Consider the following 23,642-nt stretch of genomic DNA (forward strand, 5'->3'; position numbering starts at 1 on the left):
TGATGCGCACGACATTGTTAGCGCTAACAATCCTCGGGGGTCAAGAGCTTCGCATCGAACTGGTGTTGATTGTGATGGAAGGGTTCCGGGCGGAGGGGTCAGGAGTCAGGCGAGGAGGTCGATCGCGTCGAAGGACACCCCGGGGCTGAGGTAGGCGCTTCCCGAAGTACCGCTCACCACCGTGAGCTTGAGGACGTTGTACTGCCCCGGATCGCTCTGCCACGCCGAGGCCGGGACGCTGTACGTCAGCGTGACATTGTTGCCCCGGTAACTGCCCACCGTGAGCGTGCGGGTGTTCGGCTCCGTCGGCGCGGCCGGAATGCGCGAGGTCCAGTCGTTGACCGAGGCCTGGATGCGGCCGCCCGAGAAGTTGGTCGTCAGCCCTATGCGCAGGGTGTGGGCCGCGGCGGCCTGGGCGGCGGTCAGCTTGAAGTACACCAGCAGGTCGTTGTTGACGTCCTTCCACAGGTAACAGGGGAAGGAGCCGGCCGATGACGAGCCGACGGTGTAATTGCCGGTCCACGCGGCCGCCCGCTTGTCGGACGGATGGGCACGGGTCAGCAGTTCGGCGTTCTTGAAGCCGGCCGGCGTGCCGTTCCAGTCGCCGATCCGCCAGATCGCCCCGGCGGTTGCCGGGTCATTGGCAATGGCCATGGTGTGCAGCGCCGTCGTCGCGCCCGCCGTGACCGTCACCGTACCGGTGTGCACGGCGAGTTCGCCCTTGTAGACGGTCATCGTGTACGTGCCCGGCAGCATCCCTGCGCAGGAGAATCCCCCTGTTGTCGCATTCGCCACCGTCCAGTACTGCGCGTCCGCGTTGGCGAAGCCGATCGTATACGTGTACGCACTGTCCCGCCCCGACAAGCCGACCCCCGCGACCTTGCCGCGGCCGCTCTTGGCCGTCCAGCCCTTCAGCCCGAGGCCGTCCACCCAGCTCGTGTCGATGTTGCGCGCGTACAGCTTGGCGGACGGCGCGGCCCCGCCCGGCGTGAAGGCCAGGACGTACGGGCCCTGGAGGCCGAAGCGCTCCGCCTCGGTCTGGTTCTCGCCGTAGTGGAGGATCTCGTACAGCCCCGCGCCGCCGTCGTTGTAGTGCCGCAGGAGAGAGCGGTAGAACGGGCCGCCGGAGGCCTTCTCATGGTTGCTGCGGACCATCCACATGCCGGCGGCCGAGTTCTTCCAGCCGATGTAGTCGTAGTCCATCACGCGCAGCCCCGAGTAGTGCTTGGAGCGGGTGCTGCCGTCCGGCTTGCGCCACACGTCACCGGCCTCGATGATCTTGTCGGTCGTCGCGTCCCACGCGTCGGGGTCGGCATTGGGGAACGTGCCGGGCTTGACCCGGACGATGTAGCGGGTCGCCGTGAAGGAGGCGTCCGCCTTGTTCGTCCACATGTAGACGTTGTTCTCGCCGCTTCGGGCCGCGTAGTAGTGCGTCAGCGTGCCGTGCACGACCTTCACCAGGATCGTGCTGCCCGTTTGCTTGATGCTGACGGTGGAGGCGCCGAGGCCTGATTCCACGTGCGAGTTCTGGCCGTTGTAGCCCTGGTACTCCTTGCCCTTGTGGACGAGGGAGGTCATGTCGCCGTTGACGTGGCTGATCTTGAGAACGAGATCCGCGCCCGTGTTGATCACATAGTTCTTGCCGTCGTCCGCATACCCGAACGTCGCCGCCCCCGCCGATGACGCCAGCCCCTCGATCACCGCGCCCGCGCTGACGGCCACGCCCGCGGCTCCGGCCCCGACGATGAACCGGCGCCGCCCGAAGCGGCGGAGAGGGGAGGGGGACTTGTGCTCGGCCATGCGCGATCTCCTGCGGTGGTGTGGGGTTGACTTACCTGCCTTTCAGAGGTCGCTGATCGCGGAAAGGTTGCCGTGGTCGCCCGGCTTCTTTACGGTGCCGTCTGCCATGGCCGACGGTTCCGTCCTCAATCGCCGGACGGGCCGCGCGGACGGTGCCGCCTGCACCGGTGCCGTTGCGGTGCCGTCTGCCATGGTTGCCGGTTCCGTCCTCAAACGCCGGACGGGCTGGGTTGACCGTGGGGTCGGGGGCGCCTGCCGGGGTCTCTCTCCTCGGCGCGGAGCGGACGGTGCCGCCTGAACCCGGTGTCGCTGCGGTGCCAACTGCCATGGTTGCCGGTTCCGTCCTCAAACGCCGGACGGGCTGGGTTGACCGTGGGGTCGGGGGCGCCTGCCGGGGTCTCTCTCCTCGGCGCGGAGCGGACGGTGCCGCCTGAACCCGGTGTCGCTGCGGTGCCATCTGCCATGGTTGCCGGTTCCGTCCTCAAACGCCGGACGGGCTGGGTTGACCGTGGGGTCGGGGGCGCCTGCCGGGGTCTCTCTCCTCGGCGCTCGCGACTCGGGCACCTTCAGTCCGTGCCCGGGATCCTCGCTCGTCGCCTGCGGGAGAACCCCTCCACCGCCCCCGCCCCGCCCAGGGGAGGTGGGCGGTGCCCCCGGGTCGGCGGCCGGAGGCCGGCGCAGCGGTCCGAAGCCAGCGAAGCGCCCGCGAGGACCGCGCAGGAGAATAGGGGCCCTCGCTCGTCGCCTGCGGGAGAACCCCTCCACCGCCCCCGCCCGGCCGGAAGGGCATCTTCAGCCCGTCCGGGTTTGAGGACCCGTACCCCCACCGGCCGGTGGCCGCGAACGGGCCGAAGGGGACGGTGGAGGGATGCGCCCGGAAGCGACGAGCGAGGATCCCGGGCACGAATCGGGTCGACCCAAGTCGCGAGCGCTGAGGACGCAGTCCCGGCAGGCGGCCCCGACCAGACCACCAACGGCAGGCGCACAACGGCCAACCCAGCCCGTCCGGCGCTTGAGGACACGCCCGAAGGGCGTTCGGGGTCCGGGGCGAAGCCCCGGCGGGCCCGGGGGCGGTGACCTCAGGCCTCGGGGATGTCCCTGCCGTAGGCCTCCAGCGTGATGCTGTCCGGTTCGGGGCCGCCGCGCACGCCCGTGTCGAGGGCGTCGATCGCATCGAGCTGCTCGGTGGTGAGTTCGAAGCCGAAGACGTCGAAGTTCTCGGCGATGCGGGCGGGCTTGGTCGACTTGGGGATGACGGAGCGGCCCTTCTGCAGGTGCCAGCGGAGCATCACCTGGGCGGCCGACCTGCCGTGCAGGCGCGCGATGCCGAGCAGGGTCGGGTCGTCGAAGGTGCTCTTGGCGGCTTCGCGGTAGGAGGTGATGCCGCCGATGGGTGACCATGCCTGGGTCACGATGCCGTGCTGGGCGTGCACCCGCTGCAGCGCGGTCTGCTGGAAGTACGGGTGGAGCTCGATCTGGTTCACGGCGGGCACGACGGACGTCTCGGCGAGGAGGCGGTCGAGGTGCTCGGGCATGAAGTTGCTGACGCCGATGGCACGCACCTTGCCGTCGGCCAGGAGTTTCTCCAGCGCCCGGTAGGCGTCGAGCGTGCGGTCGAAGGCCGAGGGCAGGGCCTGGTGGAGGATGAACAGGTCGAGCCGGTCGAGGCCGAGCTTGCCGGCGCTCTTGTCGAACGCGTGCAGCGTGGCGTCGTAGCCGTAGTCGCTGATCCAGACCTTCGTCTCGACGAACACGTCGTCGCGGGCGATGCCGGAGCGGCGGAGGCCTTCGCCCACCTCACGCTCATTGGCGTACGCGGCGGCCGTGTCGATGTGGCGGTAGCCGAGGCGGAGGGCCTCCTCGACCGCGGCGGTCGTGACATCGGGCGGGGTCTGGAAGACGCCGAGCCCGATGGCCGGCATCTCCACACCGTTGTTCAAAGTGATCGCGTTCTTGGGCATGCTCCGACGTTAGGCACACGTCCGGCACGAGTGGGAGTCACTGTCGTTATCCCCCTGTGCGATCCCCCGTTTGCAGTCACCGCGGCGTGCTCCACGTGACCGATTACGGTTGACCGTATGGATGACCTCGGCCGCGATGTGCAGCAGTTCCTCACCCGGATGCGGGCACGCCTCACTCCCGGGGAGGCCGGCGTGACGGTCTTCGGCGGCGAGCGCCGGGTCCCCGGGCTGCGCCGCGAGGAGGTCGCCCAGCTCGCGGGGGTGAGCACGGCCTACTACACCCGGATGGAACGCGGGAACCTCCGCGGGGTCTCCGAGAGCGTGCTGCGGTCCCTGGCCCGCACCCTGCGCATGGACGACGCGGAGACCAAGCACCTGTTCGACCTCGCTCGGTCGGCCTCCGAAGGCGCCAGGACACCCCGCGCGAGGCCCCGGCCGCGTCTGCCGCAGCGGGCGGAGCAGCTCATCGACGCCATGCCGGATGTCCCGGCCGTCGCGCTCGGACGCCTCGGCGACGTACTCGGGGCGAACGCCCTGGGACGAGCGCTCTTCCCGCACCTGTTCCCCGAGAACGGCCGGCCGCTCAACCACACGCGCTACCTCTTCGGCGACGACCGCGCCCGTGAGTTCTACGCCGACTGGGAACACGACGCCCGCCATGTCGTGTCGGCCCTGCGTCTGATCGCCGGACGCGACCCGTCCGACCCCGCCCTCATGGCCCTCGTCGGCGAGCTCGCCACCCACAGCCCCGAGTTCCGCACCTGGTGGGCAGGGCACACGGTGAGGATCCACACGGCGGGCACGAAAACGATCCGGCACCCCGTCGTCGGCGAACTCACCGTCGCCTTCGAGCCCTTGACCCTCGACTCGGCCCCCGACGTGCGAATCGTCACCTACCTCACCGACCCCGGCACCCCCTCGGCCGATGCGCTCGACCTGCTCCGCAGCTGGGTCGCGACCACACCGGTGGGGTTCAGCCCAGCGCCTCCCAGCGGTCGGTGAGCTGCCGCGCGCCCGCGTCCGTCAGGGAGCCGTGGAGGCGGAGGCGGGCGATGCCGCCGTCGGGGAAGGTGTCGATGCGTACGTGGGTGGCGGCGGGGGCGTCGACGATGAAGCGGTGGACGGTGTCGGGCTGGAGGCGGGTGCGGGGGAGGATTTCGGCCCAGTCGCCGGTGTCGCCGTCGCGGGCGGAGAGGGAGACCCAGCCGGCGGAGTTGCCCTTGTAGTAGCCGGTGTCGATCTCGACGGCGCGGATGAGGGCCTGGGCGGCGAGGCGGTAGCGGACCCAGTCGTTGCCCTTGTCGCGGCGGCGGCGGGTCTCCCAGCCGTCGCCCATGCGGCGGGATCTGCCGGGGAGGATGGGGTTGACGGGGGACGAGTAGAAGCGGTCGGAGACGTCTTCGGCGGCGCCGCCGTTTTCCAGGGCGACGAGGTCGAAGGTGCCCAGCGCGGTGAGCCAGGCGGGGTCGGGGACGGCCTCGCCGTGGACGCGGAGGCGGGCGATGCCGCCGTCGGGGAACTGGCGCAGGCGCAGATGGGTGAAGCGGCGCTCGACGGAGACGGCGAAGCCGTTGGCGGCGTGGCCGCCGATGGCCGTACGGGGGACGAGTTCCGTCCAGTCGGCCGCGGCGACCTCTTCCGGGGAGGCGGACAGCGGGGCGGAGGTGGCGTCGACGGCGACCTGCTGTGGGTAGTTGCCGCGGAAGTGGGCGGTGTCGACGAGGACGCCGCGTACGATGCCGGGCGCGGCGAGCCGGATGAGGGCCCAGTCGTGGTCGGCGTCGACGGGGTGCGGGGTGTCGGCGTCGGTGCCGCGGCGGCGGCGGGTCTCCCAGCCGTCCATGATCTGGCCCTTGTGGCCGAAGTGCTCGGGGCGGAACTCCGCCCGCTCGGGGACGAGGAGGTTCTCGCGCTCGGCGAAGAACTCGTCGTTGGCCGCGATGACGCCGGCGCCCAGGCGCCGGTCGGCGAGGTCGACGAGGCCGGTGAAGGGCAGTTCCGCGCTGCGGTAGTCGGCGTAGGGGTCCCCGCCGGGATAGGGCTGGGCGTCGCCGGTGAAGCGGGGTATCTGGGTCACCTGGTCTCCCGTTCGATGAGTGTGCCCGAAGGACTGGTCGTGGGACGGCCGTGGTCGGCGATCTGCTGCCCGCGCAGCCAGGTGCTGCGTACGACACCGCTGAGGGTGCGGCCGGCGTAGGCGGTGACCTGGTTGCGGTGGTGGAGGGCGGCCGGGTCGACGGTGAAGGTCTCGTCGGGGGCGAGGACGGCGAAGTCGGCGTCGTGGCCGGGGGCGATGGCGCCCTTGTGCCCGGTCAGGCCGGCGAGGGCGGCCGGCGCGGCGGCCATCCAGCGCACGACGTCGTCCAGGGTGCGGCCGCGGCGGCGGGCCTCGGTCCAGATGGCGGGCAGGCCGAGCTGGAGGGAGGAGATGCCGCCCCAGGCCTGGCCGAAGTCGCCGGTGTCGAAGTGCTTGAGGTCGGCGGTGGACGGCGAGTGGTCGGAGACGACGCAGTCGATCGTGCCGTCGATCAGCCCTTCCCACAGCGCGTCCTGGTTGACGGCCTCGCGGATCGGCGGGCAGCACTTGAACTCGGTCGCGCCGTCCGGGACCTCCTCGGCGGTCAGTGTCAGGTAGTGCGGACAGCTCTCGACGGTGAGGCGTACGCCTTCGCGTTTGGCGGCGGCGATCAGCGGAAGGGCCTCGGCGGAGGACAGGTGCAGTACGTGGACCCGGCAGTCGAGCCGCTTGGCGAGGGCGATCAGGCCGTCGATCGCGGTGTTCTCGGCGTCGCGGGGGCGGGAGGCGAGGAAGCCGGCGTACGCGCGGCCCTCGGGCGGGGGCGCGCTGTCGATGAGGTGCGGGTCCTCGGCGTGGACGATGAGGAGGCCGTCGAAGCGAGCGATCTCGGTCATCGCGTCCGCCAGCTCGGCCGGGCCGAGGGCGGGGAACTCGTCGACGCCGGAGTGCAGCAGGAAGCACTTGAAGCCGAAGACGCCGGCGTGGTGCAGCGGCTGGAGGTCCTTGAGGTTGCCGGGCACGGCCCCGCCCCAGAAGCCGACGTCGGTGTGGACCTTGCCGAGCGCGGTGTCGCGCTTGATGTCCAGGTGGGTGGTGGTCGTGGTGGGCGGGATGCTGTTGAGCGGCATGTCGATCAGCGTCGTGACGCCCCCGGCGGCGGCCGCGCGGGTGGCGGTCTCGAAGCCCTCCCACTCGGTGCGGCCCGGGTCGTTGATGTGGACGTGGGTGTCGACCAGGCCGGGCAGCAGGGCGTCGTCGCCGAGGTCCACGAGCGTCGCGCCGGGCGGGATCTCGCCCTCGTACGCCCATACGGCGGTGATCGCGCCGCCGGTGACGGCGACGGCCGCCGGGCGGGTCCCCTCGGGCGTCACGACCCGGGTCGAGCGCAGGACGGTGTCGACTGCCTCGGGCATGCACGGCCTCCCAGGACGCGTATTCAACATTCCGTTGAAGAAATCTGCCGCACTACCCGACGGCCGTCAAGGGTCGTCCACAGTGCGGAAAGATCTTTCCGTGGCGTTGTTTCGGGGGCATTGCCTCACCATTGCCGCAATCGTAGGCTTGGAGGATTCCACAACATGGAATCCGCCTTCCGGAGGGAAGAGATCAGCCGGCGGGCCCCGGCCGGTAGGCTGCGCTCTCACTACTCACTATCCGCTCTGGGGAGGAACGGTGTCGTCAGACCGCGCAGGGGGTGTCCAGTCCCTTGAACGTGCCTTCGACCTGCTGGAGCGGATGGCCGACGCGGGCGGCGAGGTCGGCCTGAGCGAGCTGTCGGCCAGCAGCGGTCTGCCGCTGCCCACCATCCACCGCCTCATGCGCACCCTTGTCGACTGCGGCTACGTACGCCAGCAGGCCAACCGCCGCTACGCGCTCGGCCCCCGCCTCATCCGGCTCGGCGAGAGCGCCTCCCGCCTCCTCGGCACCTGGGCCCGCCCCTACCTGGCGGAGCTGGTCGAGGCGACCGGCGAGACGGCGAACATGGCGCTGCTGGACGGCGACGAGGTGGTCTACGTCGCCCAGGTGCCCTCGCGGCACTCGATGCGGATGTTCACCGAGGTCGGGCGGCGCGTGCTGCCGCACTCCACGGGCGTCGGCAAGGCGCTCCTCGCGCAGGTGGCGCCGGAGGAGGTACGGGCGCTGCTCGCGCGCACCGGAATGCCGGCGGCGACCGAGCGGACCATCACCGAGCCGGACGACTTCCTGGCCGAGCTGGAGCGGATCCGTACCCTCGGCTACGCGGTCGACGACAACGAGCAGGAGGTCGGGGTCCGCTGCCTCGCGGTCACCGTCCCCGACTCCCCCACCGCCGCCGCGATCTCCATCTCCGGCCCTGCCGGGCGGGTCACCGAGGCCGCGACCGACAAGATCGTCCCCGTCCTGCAGGACGTGGCCCGGCAGCTCTCGGCCGCACTGGCCAGCAACACCTCAGCCTGAGGAGCCCGACGGCTGCGGCTGCACGGGCCAGACCACCACATCGACCGTCAGGCCGGCCGCCTGGACCGACCGGACGGTCACCAGCCCGGTCTCCCCGTCGTGCCCGACGACGCAGATCCGCGCCCCCGCCGCCAGCCCGGCCGCCGGGACGGGGTCCAGCGCCTGCCTCGTGGCCTTCCCGCAGGCGGCCTCCGTCGACTCGTCCTGCGCACCCAGCAGGGACAGGACGCTGCCGCGCCCGGCGGTCAGGCCCTCGCGGACGCGGAAGACGAGGTCGCCGCCGCCCTTGCGGACGCGCGGCGGGTCGTCGGAGAGCGCCAGGCCACTGCCGTCCGGCAGGGTGAGGGCCTGATAGCCGTACGCGGGCGCGCTCCCGGCGACGCTGCCCGGCGCGCTCATGGCGGGGCCGCCGTCGGCGCTGGACTTCGCGCTGCCGGTATTGAGGCTGTGCACCGCGAAGCCGATGCCGACGGCGACCGCCGCGAACGCGGCCGCGATGGTGATCGTCACGCTGCAGCCGGGGCGGCCGCGCGCGGGCTTGGCCTCCGGCTCGGGCTTGGCCTCGGGGCCGGGCTCCGGCGGAGGTTCGGGGGCCGCCGGGCTCGGCATCGCCGTGTACGGCGCGTACGGGGCCGGAGCCGGGCCGAATCCCGGAGCCGGCCCGGCCGCCCGCGCGTCGGCGTCCGCGTCGGCGTCCGCGTCCGGCACCCAGCGCTCCGGCTGCCGCAACGGCGTGTCCCCGCTGAGGGCGTGGCACATCGCGACGACGGCCGCCGGGGACAGCCGCTCCGCCGGGTCCTTGGCGAGGCAGCCGCTGACCAGCTCCCTCAACTCGTCCGGGAGACCCTTCAGATCAGGGTCCTCGTGGACGATCCGGTAGAGCACCGCGCCCGAGGTCCCCTCGCCGAAGGCCGGACTGCCGGTCGCCGCGTACGCCGCCACCAGGCCCAGCGCGAACACGTCGGCGGCGCCCGTCACCGGCCGCCCGACGGCCTGTTCCGGGGCCATGTAGGCGGGCGTGCCCAGGCTGATGCCGGTGCCGGTGAGCAGGGCGGCGTCGGCCGCCCGGGCGATCCCGAAGTCGATCACCCGGGGGCCGTCCGGCGCGAGCAGCACATTGGCCGGCTTCAGGTCCCGGTGGACGATCCCGGCGGCGTGGATCGCCTGCAGCGCCTCGGCGACGCCGGCCACCAGCGGCAGTACGGCACCGGGCGCGAACGGGCCGTGCTCGGCGACCGCGGCGGACAGCGCCGGGCCCGGTACGTAGGCCGTGGCGAGCCAGGGGCGGGGGCCCTCGGTGTCGGCGTCGACCACCGAGGCGGTGAACAGGCCCTGGACACGGCGTGCCGCGTGCACCTCCTGGCGGAAGCGGCGGCGGAATTCCTCGTTCTCGGCGAACTCGGGGCGGATCACCTTGATCGCGACCGGCCGGCCGCCCGGCGTGTGGGACAGATAGACCCTGCCCATCCCGCCCGCGCCCAGCCGTCCCGCGATCCGGTAACCCGCCACCGTCGCCGGATCGTCCGCCGCCAATGGCTGTGTCTCCCCGGCCATCGATCCCCGCTCCCCAGGCCGTACGTCCGAATTCCCGCACCGACCCTACCGGGCTGTTACCTGGCTAGTCCTCGCCCAAAGGCGGCCCCCCGAAGAGCTCGATGGCGCGCCGCACCTCCGTGAGGGCGCTCCCCAGCGCGCTCACGGAGCCCAGGGCCCCGGCGATGACGAGAAGGGAGCGCCGCAGCCGCTCCATCTCCGGCTCGCCGGCGGCCGTTTCGGCGGCCAGGGCGGACAGTTCCTCCTCGGCGACCCAGCGGTCCGGTAACTCCGCCCGGTACCCGGCGAGTTCACGGTGGAGCCGGGCCACGGCGGCACGCAGGGCCTCGACTCTCGGATCCACGCTCCCCCCGTCGTGAAGCGCGGCGCTCGCGCCACTCCGGTCCTTCACCACAGAATATTCCCCACAGCTATGCCCCCTGCAGTTCGCACAACCGTCCGGCTCCCTCGCGGAGCGCGGGGAGGACAGTAAACGCGACACAGCGCAGTGCTCGCCATACAGAGAGCTAAAAAACATTCCAACTTCCTTGGCCTACGGCCGATTTAGCGACAATCAGCGAGGGATCGAGCGGACATGGCACACACGGACACCGCCAGGGACACCGCCCCGGCTCCGATCGCCGGTCTGCTGCTGGCCGCCGGGGGCGGCCGCCGCCTGGGCGGGCGGCCCAAGGCGCTGCTCCCCTACGCAGGCCGGCCACTGGTCGAGCACGCGGCCCGCGCGCTGCGCGACGGCGGCTGCTCGCCGGTGCGCATCGTGCTGGGCGCCGCCGCCGAGGACGTACGCGGCCATGCCGACCTCGCCGGATACGACCTGACCGTCAATCCGGACTGGGAGCAGGGCATGGGCTCCTCGCTGCGGGCCGGGCTGGCGGCGCTGGGCGGCAGCGGGGCGCAGGCGGTGATCGTGGCGCTGGTGGACCAGCCGGGGATCGGCGCGGCGGCGGTGGCGCGGGTGGCGGGGGCGTACGGGTCGCCGGGGAGCCTGGCGGCGGCCGCGTACGACGGGAAGCGGGGGCATCCGATCCTGCTGGGGGCCGAGCACTGGGCGGGGGTGGCGGCGAGTGCCGTGGGCGACCAGGGGGCACGCTCCTATCTGAAGCGGTACGAATCGCGGATCCGGCTCGTCGAGTGCGGGGACATCGCCGCGCCCGCCGACATCGACACCCCGGACGACCTGCGGCTTCTGCGGTGATCCGGATGCGAGGCTGCACTCAGTGCCACAAAACGTTGAACTTCCGCAATGCAGAAACTAGGCTCCACACAGCAGAAGCCTCAGTCAAGGAGAGCCACCGCCATGTCAGCCGTCGTCGCGGACACCGCACCCCCCGTCGAACGTTCGGAGGAGGTGCTGACCGACGAGGCCCTCGCCTTCATCGCCGAGCTCCACCGTCGCTTCGCACCCCGCCGGGCCGAACTGCTCGCCCGCCGCAAGGAGCGCCGCGACGAGATCGCCCGCACCGGCACCCTGGACTTCCTCGCGGACACCGCCCCCGTCCGCGCCGCGCAGTGGCAGGTCGCCGAGTCCCCGGCCGCCCTCAATGACCGCCGGGTCGAGATCACCGGCCCCACCGACCGCAAGATGACCATCAACGCCCTCAACTCCGGCGCGAGGATCTGGCTCGCCGACTTCGAGGACGCCTCCGCCCCCACCTGGCACAACGTCATCGCCGGGCAGATCAACCTGATCGACGCCTACGAGCGCCGCATCGACTTCACCTCCCCCGAGGGCAAGACCTACGCCCTGCGCCCCGACGCCGAGCTGGCCACCGTCGTCGCCCGCCCGCGCGGCTGGCACCTCGCCGAGCGCCACCTCACCGTGGACGGCGAGCCGGTCCCCGGTGGCCTGGTCGACTTCGGCCTGTACTTCTTCCACAACGCCAAAAGGCTGATCGCCAAGGGCAAGGGCCCCTACTTCTACCTCCCCAAGACCGAGTCGCACCTCGAAGCCCGCCTGTGGAACGACGTCTTCGTCTTCGCCCAGGACTACGTGGGTGTGCCGCAGGGCACGGTGCGCGCGACCGTCCTCATCGAGACGATCACCGCCGCCTTCGAGATGGAGGAGATCCTCTACGAGCTCCGCGACCACGCCTCCGGGCTCAACGCGGGTCGCTGGGACTACCTCTTCTCCATCGTCAAGAACTTCCGCGACGCGGGCGAGAAGTTCGTCCTCCCGGACCGCAACCTGGTCACGATGACCGCCCCCTTCATGCGCGCGTACACCGAGCTGCTCGTGCGCACCTGCCACAAGCGCGGCGCCCACGCCATCGGCGGCATGGCGGCCTTCATCCCCTCCCGCCGCGACGCCGAGGTCAACGCGGTGGCCTTCGACAAGGTCAAGGCCGACAAGGACCGCGAGGCCGCCGACGGCTTCGACGGCTCCTGGGTCGCCCACCCCGACCTGGTCCCGATCGCCCGCGCCTCCTTCGACGCCGTCCTGGGCGAGCGCCCCAACCAGAAGGACCGGCTCCGCGAGGACGTCCACGTCGAGGCCGCCGAGCTGCTCGCCATCGACTCCCTGGACGCCCGGCCGACCTACGAGGGCCTGCGCAACGCCGTCCAGGTCGGCACCCGCTACATCGAGGCCTGGCTGCGCGGCCTCGGCGCCGTCGCCATCTTCAACCTCATGGAGGACGCGGCCACCGCCGAGATCTCCCGCTCCCAGATCTGGCAGTGGATCAACGCCGGCGTCGTCTTCACCGACAGCGGCGACAAGGCGACCGCCGATCTGGTCCGCCGCCTCGCCGCCGACGAGCTGGCCGCCATCCGCGCCGAGGTCGGCGAGGAGGCCTTCGCGGCGGGCAGGTGGCAGCAGGCCCATGACCTGCTGCTCAAGACGGCGCTGGACGAGACGTACGTGGACTTCCTGACGTTGCCCGCGTACGAGCAGCTGACGGGCTGAGCCCATGGCTGACGACGTGGTGGTCATCGGCGCGGGCGTCTCCGGCCTGACCACCGCGGTATGCCTGGCGGAGGCGGGCCTGGCCGTGCGGGTCGACACGGCCCAGCCCGCCTCCGCCACCACCTCGGCCCGCGCGGGCGCGATGTGGGACCCCTACCTGGTCGAACCGCTCGGCCGGGTCCGGGAGTGGGGCCGCCGGCCGCTGACCGAGTTCGCCGCACTGGCCTGGGATCCGGCCACCACCGGAGTGCGCATGCTGGACGGCGCCCACGAGTCCCGCACCGCCCGCGAACTGCCCGACTGGGCGGCCCTGGTGGACGCCCGGCCCTGCCGTCCGGAAAGACTGCGGCCGGGGTTCGTCACCGGGTGGCGCTACCGTGCTCCGGTGATCGACATGTCTGCCGACGATCTTGAGAACGGCTGACAGTTTGGTGACTCGCCGGAGCCCGCGACAAGGGGTATCCAACTGCTGTTGTCCACGTACTACCGCGCACGTGGGTGCGTGCGTGAGTGTGCACTGCCCGGCTTTTGGGCGGAGCGCCTGGATGTTCGTGGTGTGAACATGTGACCTTTCCCGAGGTGGTTCGTTGATCCGCGTGACGAGCGGATCGGACGCTGGGCGGGGGTGGGTGTGGTGCGCGGGAGGGCGGCGCGATCGGTTTCGGGTCTGCGGATGCCGGCCGGGCCGTTCGTCGTTCCGGGTCCGTCGGGTGTGGCAGTGCGTGACCGGCTCAAGCGCCTGACGGCCGAGGACGATCGGGTACTGCGGCTGGTGGGTGCGCACCTAGGCGCGCTCGCCTCGCGGGATCTCAAGGCGCGGTGCTCTGACAGTCTGGAGCATTCCGCCGACGCGTGGGCGGCGCGGAAGCAGGGGCTGACGGCGTTGTCGTCGTCCCGGTGGGCCGGGACGCTCACCAAGGCGTCGCACGATCAGTGGGCACTGTCGCGGCGTTGTCAGGCGGCGCACATCCACAGCCTGGAGGCCGGAATCCGGGCGATCCGGCACCGCCTGTCACTGCCCGTGGGCGAGAAGGGATCCAAGCATGCTCCGGGCGGCTACCGGTCCGCACGGGAGTGGCATGCCAAGTCACGTCGGCTGGTCGCGCTGGAGGTCCGGCACGCGGCGGCTGTTCAGGACTGGCGGGCCGGACGCGTGCACGCGGTCCGGGGTGGCAAGCGTTTGGCGAACACCCGGCAGCACCTCGCCGAGGCCCACCTCACCGAGGCGCAGTGGCGGCAGCGGTGGGAGGCGGAGCGCTGGTTCCTCGCCGCTGACGGGGAGTCCGGGAAGCGGTACGGCAACGAGACCATCCGCGTCACCCCGGACGGCGAGATCAGCATCAAACTCCCCGCCCCGCTGGCCGCACTGGCCAACGCCCCATACGGCCGGTACGTCCTGGCCGCTCGGGTCACCTTCCCGCACCGGGGCCAGGAGTGGGCCGACCGCGTGGAAGCGAACTGGGCCGTCGCCTACCGCATCCATCTGGACGTCGCGCGGGGCCGCTGGTACGTGACCGCCGCCTGGCAATACGCGCCCGTGCCCGTGGTTCCGCTGGAGGCGGCCCTAGCGAATGGCGTGATCGGGGTGGACACCAACGCCGACCACCTCGCCGCCTGGCGGCTCGACCGGCACGGCAACCCGATCGGCAGCCCGCGCCGCTTCTCCTACGACCTGACCGGACGCGCGGAACACCGCGATGCCCAGGTCCGCCACGCCCTGTCCCGGCTGCTGCACTGGGCCAGGACCTGCGGCGTGAAGGCCATCGCCATCGAGGACCTGGACTTCACCACCGACAAGACCCGCGAGAAACACGGCCGCAAGAAGCGGTTCCGGCAGCTGATCTCCGGCATGCCCACCGGCAGACTCCGCGCCCGCCTCACCTCCATGGCCGACGCCACCGGCATCGCGGTCATCGCCGTCGATCCCGCCTACACATCCAAGTGGGGCGCCCAGCACTGGCAACGCCCCACGACCAGCAACACCCGCAAGACCAGCCGACACGATGCGGCCAGCATCGCGATCGGCAGGCGCGCCCAAGGACACCCGATCCGGCGACGGACGGCACCGCCCCACGACGACCGGAGCGATCGTCGTGGGCATCGGACCGTCCAGGCCCGACCGGGCATCCTCCGGCGTGAGGGACCCCGCCCCCGCATTCCCGGACCACGCACACGATGCGCGCCGCCCGGACGCGGAGCGAACGCGGGAGACCAGCGTGCCCAACACCGTTCGGGACACGCGGCTGAGCATGAGACCTGGCAACAGGACTCACTCCCGCTCAGTCTCTAGGAACGGTTCACCACCGCCGTACTGGCCGAGTTCCCGCCCGGCAGCGACGGGATCCGGCTGCTCAACCGCGGCCATCCCCCGCCGCTGCTGCTCACCGCCGACGGCTCCGTCCGGTGCGCGGAGCCGTCCCGCAACGCCCTGCCGCTGGGCCTCGGCGCGCTGGCGGCGGGCCGCGATCCGGACTCGGACTCCGTCGACACCTTCCCCTTCCCGCCCGGATCCGTCCTGCTGCAGGCGGGGCAGCGACGACATGGCCCTGCTGGCCGTCGCCCGGTTCCGGTCCTGGTCGGTCGCGCCGGCCCCGTCAGCCCTGTGACAGTCCGAACCAGGGCTGCCGGCCCAGGCGGTCCTGTACGACCTCCCGCGCTCCCGGGTCGGCGACCTGCCCGGCGAGATGGCCGGCGTGGGACCTGAGGGCCCCCGCGTCCGGTGCGCCGGTGGCGGCGGCCGTCCGGGCCAGGACCTCGGCGGCCAGGGCCCCGTCCCAGTCGGTGAAGGCGTCCGGCTGTTGGGCGATCAGCTCCGCGTAGCGGGGCGCGTGCAGGACGGCGATGTGCGGGCGGCCGATGGCCAGGGCCGTCCAGGCGATGGTGTACTCGGCGCGGCCGTGGTTGGCCACGGTGCCCGATCCTGCCTCCAGCCAGTGGAAGCAGGCCGCGTACGCCTGGTAGAGCGCGCGGTCCTGCTCGGCGCGAGGGGTGTGCGGTGTGAGCTCGAACAGCAGGTCGCCGAGTTCGTTGTTGAGCTCGACGGCGAACCACCGGTGCAGGTCCCCCTGGCTCGGCCGGCGGCTGCCGAACGCCGAGACCACGTCCTGCCAGCGCCGGAAGCCGTACTCGTGGGCGATCACCGCCTGGGCGTCGTGCAGGCCGAAGCGGGCCGGATCCACCGGCCCGGCGCCGATGGCCGCCGCTCGGGCGTGTGCGCCCGGGTGTGCGTTGATCACGGCCAGCCGCAGGTCCTTGGCCTGGGTGCGGAGGTGGCCGAGTTCGGCGTCCGCGGGCAGGCTCACCAGAATCGGGGCTGTGCGGGGATGGTCTCCAGGTCGGTGAGCACCAGTTCGCGGTCCTCGTCCTGGACGATGTCCTCGGCCGCCGCCAGGGCCTGCTCGGTCCAGGCGCGGGCCTGTTCCTTCTCGCCGGCCACGGCGCTGGCGCGCGCCAGGGACTCGTAGGCGAAGGCCAGATCCCAGTCGCCGATCTCATGGGCACGGCAGATCTCCAGCCCGCGCCGGGCGTGGTGCAGCGCGGGTTCGGCGCGGCCCAGCACCGCGTAGACGCGCGAGCACTGCCACTCGCCGCGGCTGAGATTCGCCGGAACGCCGACCCGGCCCCAGTGGTGGCGCGATGCGTGAGCCATGTGCACCATGTCGTCGTCCTCCTCCACCGTGCGGTCCTCCTTCTCCAGCAGCCGCCACACCCCGTTGAACAGCTCGATGGCCAAGCGCCGCTCGGCGTCCCTGTCTTCCATGCCGCCCTTGCCGTTCTTGGCTTCCTTGGCTTCCGTGTCGGCCATCGGTGCCTCGATTCCGTCCTCGATGAGATGATCCGTGCGGTGGACCTCGCCCCGGAGCCGGTCCAGGCGGGCCTGCAGCCTGCGCCGGTGCTTCACCAGGACGAGCCGGATGCCCGCCTCGTCGTCCGGCATCGCCAGACACTCCCTGATCTGCTCCAGCGGCACGTCGACCGAGCGCAGAAGCTGCACCAGCCGCGCGTGGGCGACCTGTTCCGGCCCGTAGAACCGGTATCCCGTCGCGGGGTCGACCAGCGCGGGTGCCAGCAGCCCGACGCGGTCGTAGTGCCGCAGCGCCTTCGCGGTCAGCCCGACGCGGCGCGCCAGCTGTCCGACGGTGATCAGCTCGGGTCCGTCCATGCGCCGAATGTAGAACCTTGCCGCGCGGGAACCTCAAACCCGGCGCAGCCGGTCAGGTGGTTCCGCCTTCCCCGGCGCCTTCCCCGGCGCCTTCCTTTGTGGGGATGGGCAGCTGGTTGAGGGCGTAGTACACGGCCATGGCCCCGTGCAGGGCGAGGGTCAGCGGCGCCGAGACGAACGACAGACCCACGAGCGCCGGGTAGATCAGATTCCCCAGCGCGAACCGCCCCCGGGTCGCCCGCGCCGCCTCGACATCGACCCGGGCGTCGAAGAGGTGCCCCGTGCGCGTCAGCCACCACCACACAAGCCCGAACGTGAACGCGTGCGCCACCATGAAGCCGCTGTAGAGCGCCGCGGCCACATGTGACGCCTCCCCCTCCCTCAGATACTCGGCCAGCAGAGCCGTGGGCCAGGGCAGGGCGGCCACGACCAGCAGCAGGAGCAGATTGAGGAAGAGCAACGTCCGGTCGACGCGCGCGACGTACCCGAAGACCGTGTGATGGTTCGCCCACATGATGCCGATGACCAGGAAGCTGACGACATACGCCGCGTACGACGGCCACTGGGCCCCCAGGGCCGTCCAGAGATGCTCGCCGGCGCCCTCGGGCACCTTGATCTCCAGGATCAGCAGCGTGATCGCGATCGCGAACACCCCGTCGCTGAACGCTTCCACCCGTCCCGACTCGTTCATCTCGTCACCGCTTCCTACGTCATGGGCAGGAGTATCCGAACGTTCCCCGGGCCTCGATCGGGGCCGGCGCCCCTCCCGCCGTACCGGACGGGCGGACCTGCAGCCGGGCGCTGCCCCGGAACAGCCCGGAGCCCCTTACAGTCCAGCGGAGATGGACCGTCACCGTGCGCTCGCCCCGCCGCGCGGTCTCGGTCAACTCACCCGAGTCCTGGCCGTCACTGCGCAACCAGCGGTACGTCACGGGCCCACCGCGCCCGTCGGTGGTCATGACCCCGACCAGGTCGGCGGTCTGGCCGCATCGCAACTCGGCGGTGGGCGCACGGACTTCGGCGCCGATGACGGCCGGGCCCGCGCCTGGGCGCAGCAGCAGCCACAGCGCCACGGCGAAGGCTGCCAGGGCCGCCGTCGCGCCCAGCCAGGCCCGCCGACGGCTACGGCGGGCCGGTGCCGGGGCTGCGACGGGCCACAGGGCGCGCAGGGTTTCCTGCTCGTCGAGGGGGACGCCGGGGCCGAAGCGCAGCAGGATGTCCCCGTCCTCGCCCGCCTGCTCGCTCGTGTCCGGGTCCGGGTCCGGGTCAGCCGTACGGGGGACGCGGTTCCGCTTGCCGAGGACGGTGGCCTGCTCGTCGGTTGCTGTACCGGAAGCCGGTTCGGACACGGGAGCCGGTTCGGACGCGGCGGCGGGCTCCTGGCTGTACGCGTCCACGGCCGCGCGCAGTGCGGCTCGCTCCAGGAATCCCTCGGGGAGTACCGAACGCCCGCCGGTGAGCGTCCGGCGGGCTGCGGCGAGGCCGTCGGAGGCGGCGGTGTCGCGGCAGCGCGCGAACAGCTCCGCTGCCGTGGTGCCGTCCACCGCCCAGGCGTCACCGAGGGTTCGGGCGAGAGCCGCCCAGGCTGTGACGTCCTCGCTCGGGGCGCATTCCGACAGTGCCGGTGCGGCCAGCAGGGCCGCACCGTTCGGGGCGAGCACGACGGTGTCGGCACCCAGTGATCCATGGGCCAGTCCGGCCGCGTGCAGGGCGAGCAGGGTCTGGGCGGTCTCGTTGAGGACGCTGGCGACGCTGCCCGCGTCCGGACCGGCCGCATCGCCGGCCCCGTCGCCGGCGGCCAGCAGATCGGCGAGCGTCGGTACCGGTGGCCGGGCGGTGAGCAGCCACACCTCCCCCTCTTCCTCCACGAGGTCGACCGCGGCGATCACGCCGGGCAGACGTAGCGCACCCACCGCGAGCACGGAGGCCACCAGCCTCTCGCGGGCGCCCTCCGGCGCGAGCAGGGCAGGGTCGATCCGTAGCGCTCCCAGCCTGGGCGCGTCCTGGGAACCCAGGGCATGCCAGACGCCGGCGGGGGACCGGCGCGACCAGCCGGACAGCGGACGGCCAGCAACACTTGCGGACGCGGAAGCGGATGGCGTCATCTCGGCGTGCTCCCTTCGGATGTCAGCACGGCGGTGCGTCCTTCGACGCCGACTGGGTGCCGTTCGCGGCCGTCGGGTCGCTGGTGACCGAGACGTTCCAGGTGCCCTTGCACGGGTGGTTGGAGAAGTCGGCCTCGAAAATCACGGAGTACTGGGTGCTGCCCGACAGCGGCTGGGTCCGGGAACCGTAGGGCTCGGCCGGGGTGTTGGCGAAGAAGCTCGCGGTGACGGCCAGCGGTCCGGTGCCAGTGGTGTGCACCGTCACGTCGGCGATCAGCCAGGTGCCCGGTTTCTGTTCACGCTGCCAGGAGTTGATGGTGATCCGGACCGTACCCGCCGTGGGAGACGGAGATGGAGACGGCGAAGGAGACACCGATGACGAAGGCGAAGGCGAAGGCGCCGCGCTGGTGGACGTGACGGGTGGTGGGCTGCTCGCCGAAGGAGTCGAGGGGACGGCAGTGACACCACTCGGCGACGGGCTCGCCGAGCCGGTGGGCGGCCCGCCGGTCACCGGGACCGACGGGGACCGGGGCGGCGCGGACGGTACCGAAGTGGCCGCGGTCGTCACCGTGTCGTGCGTGCCCGGCGGCATCGCGAGCGTCGCCCCGCCGATGACCACAGCGAGCGCGGCCGCCCCGACGGCGGCCCTCCAGGCGTTGCGCTTCAACCGGCCGAGCACGGTCAGCGCGAGCGCTGTCCCGCCCACCGCCGTTGTCGCGAAGGGGAACAACAGGGCGAGCAGCGCGGCGAGTTCGGCGAGCCGACGGCGTCCTCGCTCCTCCCAGCCGGCACCGTAGCCCTCGGTGGCGGCCCGCTCCAGCTCGGCGAGGAACGCCTCGACGCCGGGCCGGTCCGCCGGGTCCTTGGCCATCCCCCGGCGCACCAGCCCGCGTACCGCCTCGGGTATCCCGTCCACCGCGACGGGCGCCCGCAGGTGCTGCAGCCGCAGCGCGGACGCATCGTCGCCGTCGAAGGGGCGCCGGCCGGTCAGGCACTCGAAGAACACCGCCGCTGCCGCGTACACATCGCCCGCCGGCCCGGCGGGCTCGCCTCCCCACTGCTCGGGCGGCATGTACGCGGGCGTGCCCGCCACGTCCGCGACACGGCCCGCGCGCAGGGCGATGCCGAAGTCGGCGAGCGTACTCGAACCGTCGAGGCGGACCAGGACGTTCTCCGGCTTGTAGTCCCGGTGGACCACTCCGGCCGCGTGGGCGGCGCCCAGCCCCAGCAGCGAGCCCTTGAGCACCACCAGTGCTGCCTCCGGGCCGGTCGGCCCTTGTGAGCGCAGCAGTTCGCGGAGGCTGATCCCGTCGATCGCCTCCATGACGATCGCGGCTCCCCTGCGCGCCTCGACGTACTCGTACAGCCGGACGACGCAGGGGTGGCGAAGGTCGCCCAGCAGGCGCGCCTCGGCCCGGAAGCGGGCCAGGAACTCCTGGTCGCCGCGGAGCCGTTCGCCCAGGTACTTGATCGCCACGGGTACGCCGGTGGCCTCGTGCCGCGCCAGTACGACGCGACCGCCCGCCCCCTCACCGAGGCTGCGCACGGCCGCGTAGCCGGGCACCGCCCAGTCGCCGTAGCCGTCCGGTCCGCCGCTCATGCCGCCCCCTCGACGGCCGGGCTGCCGGCCGTACGCCGCCGTAGCACCCGCAGCACCGCCCGGACCAGCCCCGCCCACACCGGGAACGCCACCAGGGCCACGACGGCCGCCACGGCCACCGCGTCCCATGGCGGGCTCAGCCGGCCGTCCAGCAGGTCGCCGAGCCGGGAGCGCCAGGCCAGCAGCGCGAGCACCAGGAAGCCGTAGGTCCCGGCGACCACCGCGAGGCCGTACGCGGCCATGCCCGCCTGCCGCAGCCCCGGCCGGCGGCCCGAGCGCAGGTCCTGCCACAGCCCCTTGCGGAAGTAGGCGCTCGCCTCCTCGCGCAGCCGGGGCACCCGCAGCGCGTCGGTCAGCGCCTGGTAACCGTCCAGCGGCATCAGCGGATTGAAGTTGTACAGGGTGTTCATGTAGAGCCCGAAGGCCAGATGGAACAGCACGGCCGAGGCCGGGCCGGCCGGCAGATACGCCGCGCCCACGGCGCACCAGCCCGCCAGGGCCGCGGTCGACAGCGGTCCTGACAGCGCCACCACCACGCGCGACCAGCGGGAGCCGAACCACATGTCGCTGGTGTCCACAAAGGCGAACGGCATGCCCATCATCAGCATGAACCCGCCGCGCCGGACCTTGCGGCCGTACGACTTCACCGCCAGCGCGTGGACCAACTCATGCACCACCAGCGCGCAGATGTACCCCGCGGCCAGCGCCAGCGGGCCCCAGACGCCGGACCCCCCGAAGTCCAGCAGCCGCTGCCGCCCCTGGGCCCCGAAGAACGCCACCACGCCGCCGGCGACCGACAGCCAGGCCACCACCACGCCCGTCCTGGTGAACAACCGCCAGCCGAAACCGCTGTACAGCCGGGACACCGCGCCGTCGATACCCGGTACGGACACCTCCAGCCTGAGCAGCGCCCGGTACAGCGCCTTCCCGGCCCGGCGCCATCCGCTCGGTTCCCGTTCCTCCGGCTGCCCGGGCAGTCCGCGCAGCAGCCCGGCACCGGCGAACGACGCCAGCGCGGCCTCGATCCGGGGAAGAGCGAGTTCACCGAAGCGGTCCGCGTAGGTGAACAGCAGGTCCCGCACGGTGTTCTCGCCGTCGATGGCGTTCCACAGGAAGACCTCGCGCTCGTCCAGCCGCAGATACGCCCCGGTGCGTGTGTTGCTGAGCACCCAGTAGGGCTCGTCCCGGCCGGTCGGCACCTGCTTGAGCGCCCAGCCGCCGCGTCGGCGCACCCGCGCGGTCAGTGGGCCGGTCGCTTCCGGGACCTCCTCCTCCGGGGCGGCGGCGGGGAATTGGGTGAGCTGAGTGCCGACCACCACCATGGTGCGCGAGCCGATCCGGCCGGCGTCACGCGGCTGCTCGAACACCAGCCGGACGTCACCGACCGACACTTCGGCGCCGTCGGACAGCAGCGCGGAACCGCCGTGCAGGCTCAGTTCACCGACCGCCGTGCCGTTGAACGAGTCCAGGTCCTCGACCCGGAATCCCGTGTCGGTCCGCACGATCCGGGCATGGCGGCGCGACACACTGGCGTCCGGGAGGACGATGTCGTTGTCCGCGTCCCGGCCCAGTGTGGTCAGTTGACCGGTCAGCGGTACGACTAGCGCGGGGTCGTCCACGCCGCGCAGCCGGGGCGCTGCGAACGAGACCGGCGTGGCGCCCCGGCGGAGGGTGCCGCAGTGCAGGCAGTACGGGAAGTCCCGCCGCACATGGACACGGCAGACATGGCACAGCATCCGGCTCAGCCGGTCCCGGAACCGCTGGTGAACGTACCGCCGGACAGGCCGCCGGGGGTCGCCGTGCCGGGCGCCGCGGGCGACAGATGCGTACTGATCCCACCGGCGCCGGGGGCTGTCACGCCGCCACGCGTGCTCTCGGAGCCGCCGAGGAGGCCCTCCCGGCCACCGCCGCCCGGGTCACCGCCGGGCTCGCCACCGCCCCCGCCGGGACGACGGCCGGTGTTCTCCTGGCTGCCGCCACCGTCACCACCGTCATCACCGCCTTGGCCACCGCCGCCGCCACCGCCGGGCTCGCCACCGCCCCCGCCGGGACGACGGCCGGTGTTCTCCTGGCTGCCGCCACCGTCACCACCGCCGCCGCCCTCGCCACCACCGCCTTCGCCACCGCCGGGTTGGCCCCCGCCCCCGCCGCCGTCGCGCCCGCTGCCGCCGTCACCGCCGCCACCACCGTCTCCCCCGCCGCCTTCGCCACCGCCGCCGCCACCGCGTCCGCCGCGGTCGCCGTTCTCCTGGCTCCCGCCGCCGTCACCGCCGCCACCGCCGTCTCCCCCGCCGCCTTCGCCACCGCCGCCGCCACCGCGTCCGCCGCGGTCGCCGTTCTCCTGGCTCCCGCCGCCGTCACCGTCACCACCGCCGTCTCCCCCGCCGTCTCCCCCGCCCTCGCCGCCTTCTTCGTAGACGCCGCCGTGGCCGACGCCGAGGTGGCCGCCCTCGCCGCCGAAACCGCCCTCGCCGCCGCCATGGCCGCCGAAACCGCCGAAGTCGCCTTCGCCGCCGTCTCCGAAGCCACCGAAGTCGCCGCCGGAACCGGACCCGGAACCGGACCCGTCGTCGAACGAACCGAAGTCGCCGAAGCCCGCGTCGTCCGGACCGGCCGGGCTGGTGTGCAGGAGCCCGCCGCCCAGCAGGCTGCTGGTGCCCGTCGAGGACAGGTCGAACCCGCTGGAGGCCTCGGGGCCGGCGGCCTCCGCCGCGGCGGGTGAGTCGTGGTCACCGGCGAAGTGCGCGGCGGAGGCGTCGTGATGGGCCAGTGCGTGGGCCGCGCTGCCGAAGAAGAGAGAGGACTTGGACAGCCGCGCGTCCAGCGTGGCCGGTCCGTCCGCCGTCCCGGAGTCGACGCGGAGCCGACGCAACTGCGTCACCTGCTCGGGCGAGAGGCCGAGCGCGCGGGCGACCACATCGGGATCGCCGTCGAGCCGGGCCGCGAACTCGGGGTCGACAGCCAGCCTGGCCAGGGCATCGCGATAGGCGTGGTCGCTCATAACCTCACGTACTCCGTCGGTCTCGTGCACTGAAGTTGATCCCGGCGGGCAGCGGAGGATCCCCCTGGTCATAGGCATTCCGCGACCGTTGGACGGCCTCC

At 72.4% G+C, this 23,642-nt stretch carries 20 protein-coding genes and 2 pseudogenes; 9 read left to right on the forward strand and 13 right to left on the reverse strand.

The annotated features are described in order from the left end of the window. Positions 1 to 105: 105 nt before the first annotated feature. The 3 genes from OG607_RS09590 to OG607_RS09600 all read right to left on the reverse strand — a co-directional run bounded on the left by OG607_RS09590 (position 106) and on the right by OG607_RS09600 (position 3,761). Complete coding sequence (locus tag OG607_RS09590) at positions 106 to 1,800, reverse strand: rhamnogalacturonan lyase B N-terminal domain-containing protein (protein ID WP_405721226.1); 1,695 nt, start codon at positions 1,798 to 1,800, stop codon at positions 106 to 108. Positions 1,801 to 1,842: 42 nt separating this feature from the next. After that, a complete protein-coding gene (locus OG607_RS09595) occupies positions 1,843 to 1,992 on the reverse strand; it encodes a hypothetical protein (protein WP_405721228.1) in 150 nt (49 codons plus the stop codon). Between the two features lie 887 nt (positions 1,993 to 2,879). Next, positions 2,880 to 3,761, reverse strand: coding sequence for an aldo/keto reductase (locus OG607_RS09600; protein WP_405721231.1), 882 nt, complete (start codon positions 3,759 to 3,761; stop codon positions 2,880 to 2,882). Between the two features lie 117 nt (positions 3,762 to 3,878). On the opposite strand from OG607_RS09600, the gene OG607_RS09605 reads away from it, so the two are divergent. Beyond that, the gene (locus OG607_RS09605) at positions 3,879 to 4,763 is read left to right on the forward strand and encodes a helix-turn-helix transcriptional regulator (RefSeq protein WP_405721234.1); all 885 of its coding nucleotides are present in this window, start codon (positions 3,879 to 3,881) and stop codon (positions 4,761 to 4,763) included. On the opposite strand, the gene alc is transcribed toward OG607_RS09605, so the two are convergent. Then, entirely contained in the window at positions 4,735 to 5,838 is a 1,104-nt protein-coding gene (gene alc / locus OG607_RS09610; protein ID WP_405721237.1) for an allantoicase, read from the reverse strand. The genes OG607_RS09605 and alc overlap by 29 nt on opposite strands. Beyond that, the gene (gene allB / locus OG607_RS09615; RefSeq protein WP_405721240.1) at positions 5,835 to 7,193 is read right to left on the reverse strand and encodes an allantoinase AllB; all 1,359 of its coding nucleotides are present in this window, start codon (positions 7,191 to 7,193) and stop codon (positions 5,835 to 5,837) included. Before allB ends, alc begins: the two co-directional genes overlap by 4 nt. Before the next feature lie 259 nt (positions 7,194 to 7,452). Between allB and OG607_RS09620 the strand changes: the two genes are divergently transcribed. Further along, positions 7,453 to 8,217, forward strand: coding sequence for an IclR family transcriptional regulator (locus OG607_RS09620; protein ID WP_405721242.1), 765 nt, complete (start codon positions 7,453 to 7,455; stop codon positions 8,215 to 8,217). Here the strand turns inward: OG607_RS09620 and OG607_RS09625 are convergent. Together OG607_RS09625 and OG607_RS09630 are read right to left on the reverse strand one after the other, a co-directional pair. After that, a complete protein-coding gene (locus tag OG607_RS09625; protein WP_405721243.1) occupies positions 8,209 to 9,771 on the reverse strand; it encodes a serine/threonine-protein kinase in 1,563 nt (520 codons plus the stop codon). The two genes, OG607_RS09620 and OG607_RS09625, sit on opposite strands and share 9 nt — an antisense overlap. 64 nt (positions 9,772 to 9,835) lie before the next feature. After that, positions 9,836 to 10,114: a DUF5955 family protein gene (locus OG607_RS09630; protein WP_405721246.1), complete on the reverse strand. Its 279-nt coding sequence runs from the start codon at positions 10,112 to 10,114 to the stop codon at positions 9,836 to 9,838. Positions 10,115 to 10,345: 231 nt separating this feature from the next. On the opposite strand from OG607_RS09630, the gene OG607_RS09635 reads away from it, so the two are divergent. The 5 genes and pseudogenes from OG607_RS09635 to OG607_RS09655 form a co-directional block, all read left to right on the forward strand. After that, entirely contained in the window at positions 10,346 to 10,966 is a 621-nt protein-coding gene (locus OG607_RS09635) for an NTP transferase domain-containing protein (protein WP_405721249.1), read from the forward strand. Between the two features lie 102 nt (positions 10,967 to 11,068). Continuing rightward, positions 11,069 to 12,673, forward strand: coding sequence for a malate synthase A (aceB, locus tag OG607_RS09640; protein WP_405721251.1), 1,605 nt, complete (start codon positions 11,069 to 11,071; stop codon positions 12,671 to 12,673). Between the two features lie 4 nt (positions 12,674 to 12,677). Continuing rightward, positions 12,678 to 13,097: an FAD-dependent oxidoreductase gene (locus tag OG607_RS09645; RefSeq protein ID WP_405721254.1), complete on the forward strand. Its 420-nt coding sequence runs from the start codon at positions 12,678 to 12,680 to the stop codon at positions 13,095 to 13,097. A gap of 249 nt (positions 13,098 to 13,346) precedes the next feature. After that, a pseudogene (locus tag OG607_RS09650) lies at positions 13,347 to 14,963 on the forward strand (IS200/IS605 family accessory protein TnpB-related protein). A 15-nt stretch (positions 14,964 to 14,978) separates the two neighbouring features. After that, a pseudogene (locus OG607_RS09655) lies at positions 14,979 to 15,377 on the forward strand (SpoIIE family protein phosphatase); the annotation flags it as partial. Here the strand turns inward: OG607_RS09655 and OG607_RS09660 are convergent. The 6 genes from OG607_RS09660 to OG607_RS09685 are packed head-to-tail and all read right to left on the reverse strand — an operon-like array spanning position 15,268 to position 22,249. Further along, positions 15,268 to 15,975, reverse strand: a complete 708-nt coding sequence (locus OG607_RS09660) for a hypothetical protein (protein ID WP_405721257.1) — start codon at positions 15,973 to 15,975, stop codon at positions 15,268 to 15,270. The pseudogene OG607_RS09655 and the gene OG607_RS09660 overlap by 110 nt on opposite strands. Beyond that, entirely contained in the window at positions 15,972 to 16,835 is an 864-nt protein-coding gene (locus tag OG607_RS09665) for a MerR family transcriptional regulator (protein ID WP_405721260.1), read from the reverse strand. Before OG607_RS09665 ends, OG607_RS09660 begins: the two co-directional genes overlap by 4 nt. A 52-nt stretch (positions 16,836 to 16,887) precedes the next feature. Further along, positions 16,888 to 17,526, reverse strand: coding sequence for a TMEM175 family protein (locus OG607_RS09670; protein ID WP_405721263.1), 639 nt, complete (start codon positions 17,524 to 17,526; stop codon positions 16,888 to 16,890). A gap of 19 nt (positions 17,527 to 17,545) precedes the next feature. Next, positions 17,546 to 18,940: a hypothetical protein gene (locus tag OG607_RS09675; RefSeq protein ID WP_405721266.1), complete on the reverse strand. Its 1,395-nt coding sequence runs from the start codon at positions 18,938 to 18,940 to the stop codon at positions 17,546 to 17,548. Positions 18,941 to 18,962: 22 nt separating this feature from the next. Beyond that, entirely contained in the window at positions 18,963 to 20,540 is a 1,578-nt protein-coding gene (locus OG607_RS09680; protein WP_405721269.1) for a serine/threonine-protein kinase, read from the reverse strand. Beyond that, positions 20,537 to 22,249: an FHA domain-containing protein gene (locus tag OG607_RS09685; RefSeq protein WP_405721272.1), complete on the reverse strand. Its 1,713-nt coding sequence runs from the start codon at positions 22,247 to 22,249 to the stop codon at positions 20,537 to 20,539. Before OG607_RS09685 ends, OG607_RS09680 begins: the two co-directional genes overlap by 4 nt. 113 nt (positions 22,250 to 22,362) lie before the next feature. On the opposite strand from OG607_RS09685, the gene OG607_RS09690 reads away from it, so the two are divergent. Continuing rightward, positions 22,363 to 23,262, forward strand: coding sequence for a hypothetical protein (locus OG607_RS09690; protein WP_405721275.1), 900 nt, complete (start codon positions 22,363 to 22,365; stop codon positions 23,260 to 23,262). Positions 23,263 to 23,265: 3 nt separating this feature from the next. Continuing rightward, entirely contained in the window at positions 23,266 to 23,574 is a 309-nt protein-coding gene (locus OG607_RS09695; RefSeq protein ID WP_405721278.1) for a hypothetical protein, read from the forward strand. Positions 23,575 to 23,642 lie beyond the last annotated feature (68 nt).

The sequence above is a fragment of the Streptomyces sp. NBC_01537 genome (assembly GCF_045040445.1).
Classification (GTDB): Bacteria; Actinomycetota; Actinomycetes; order Streptomycetales; family Streptomycetaceae; genus Actinacidiphila.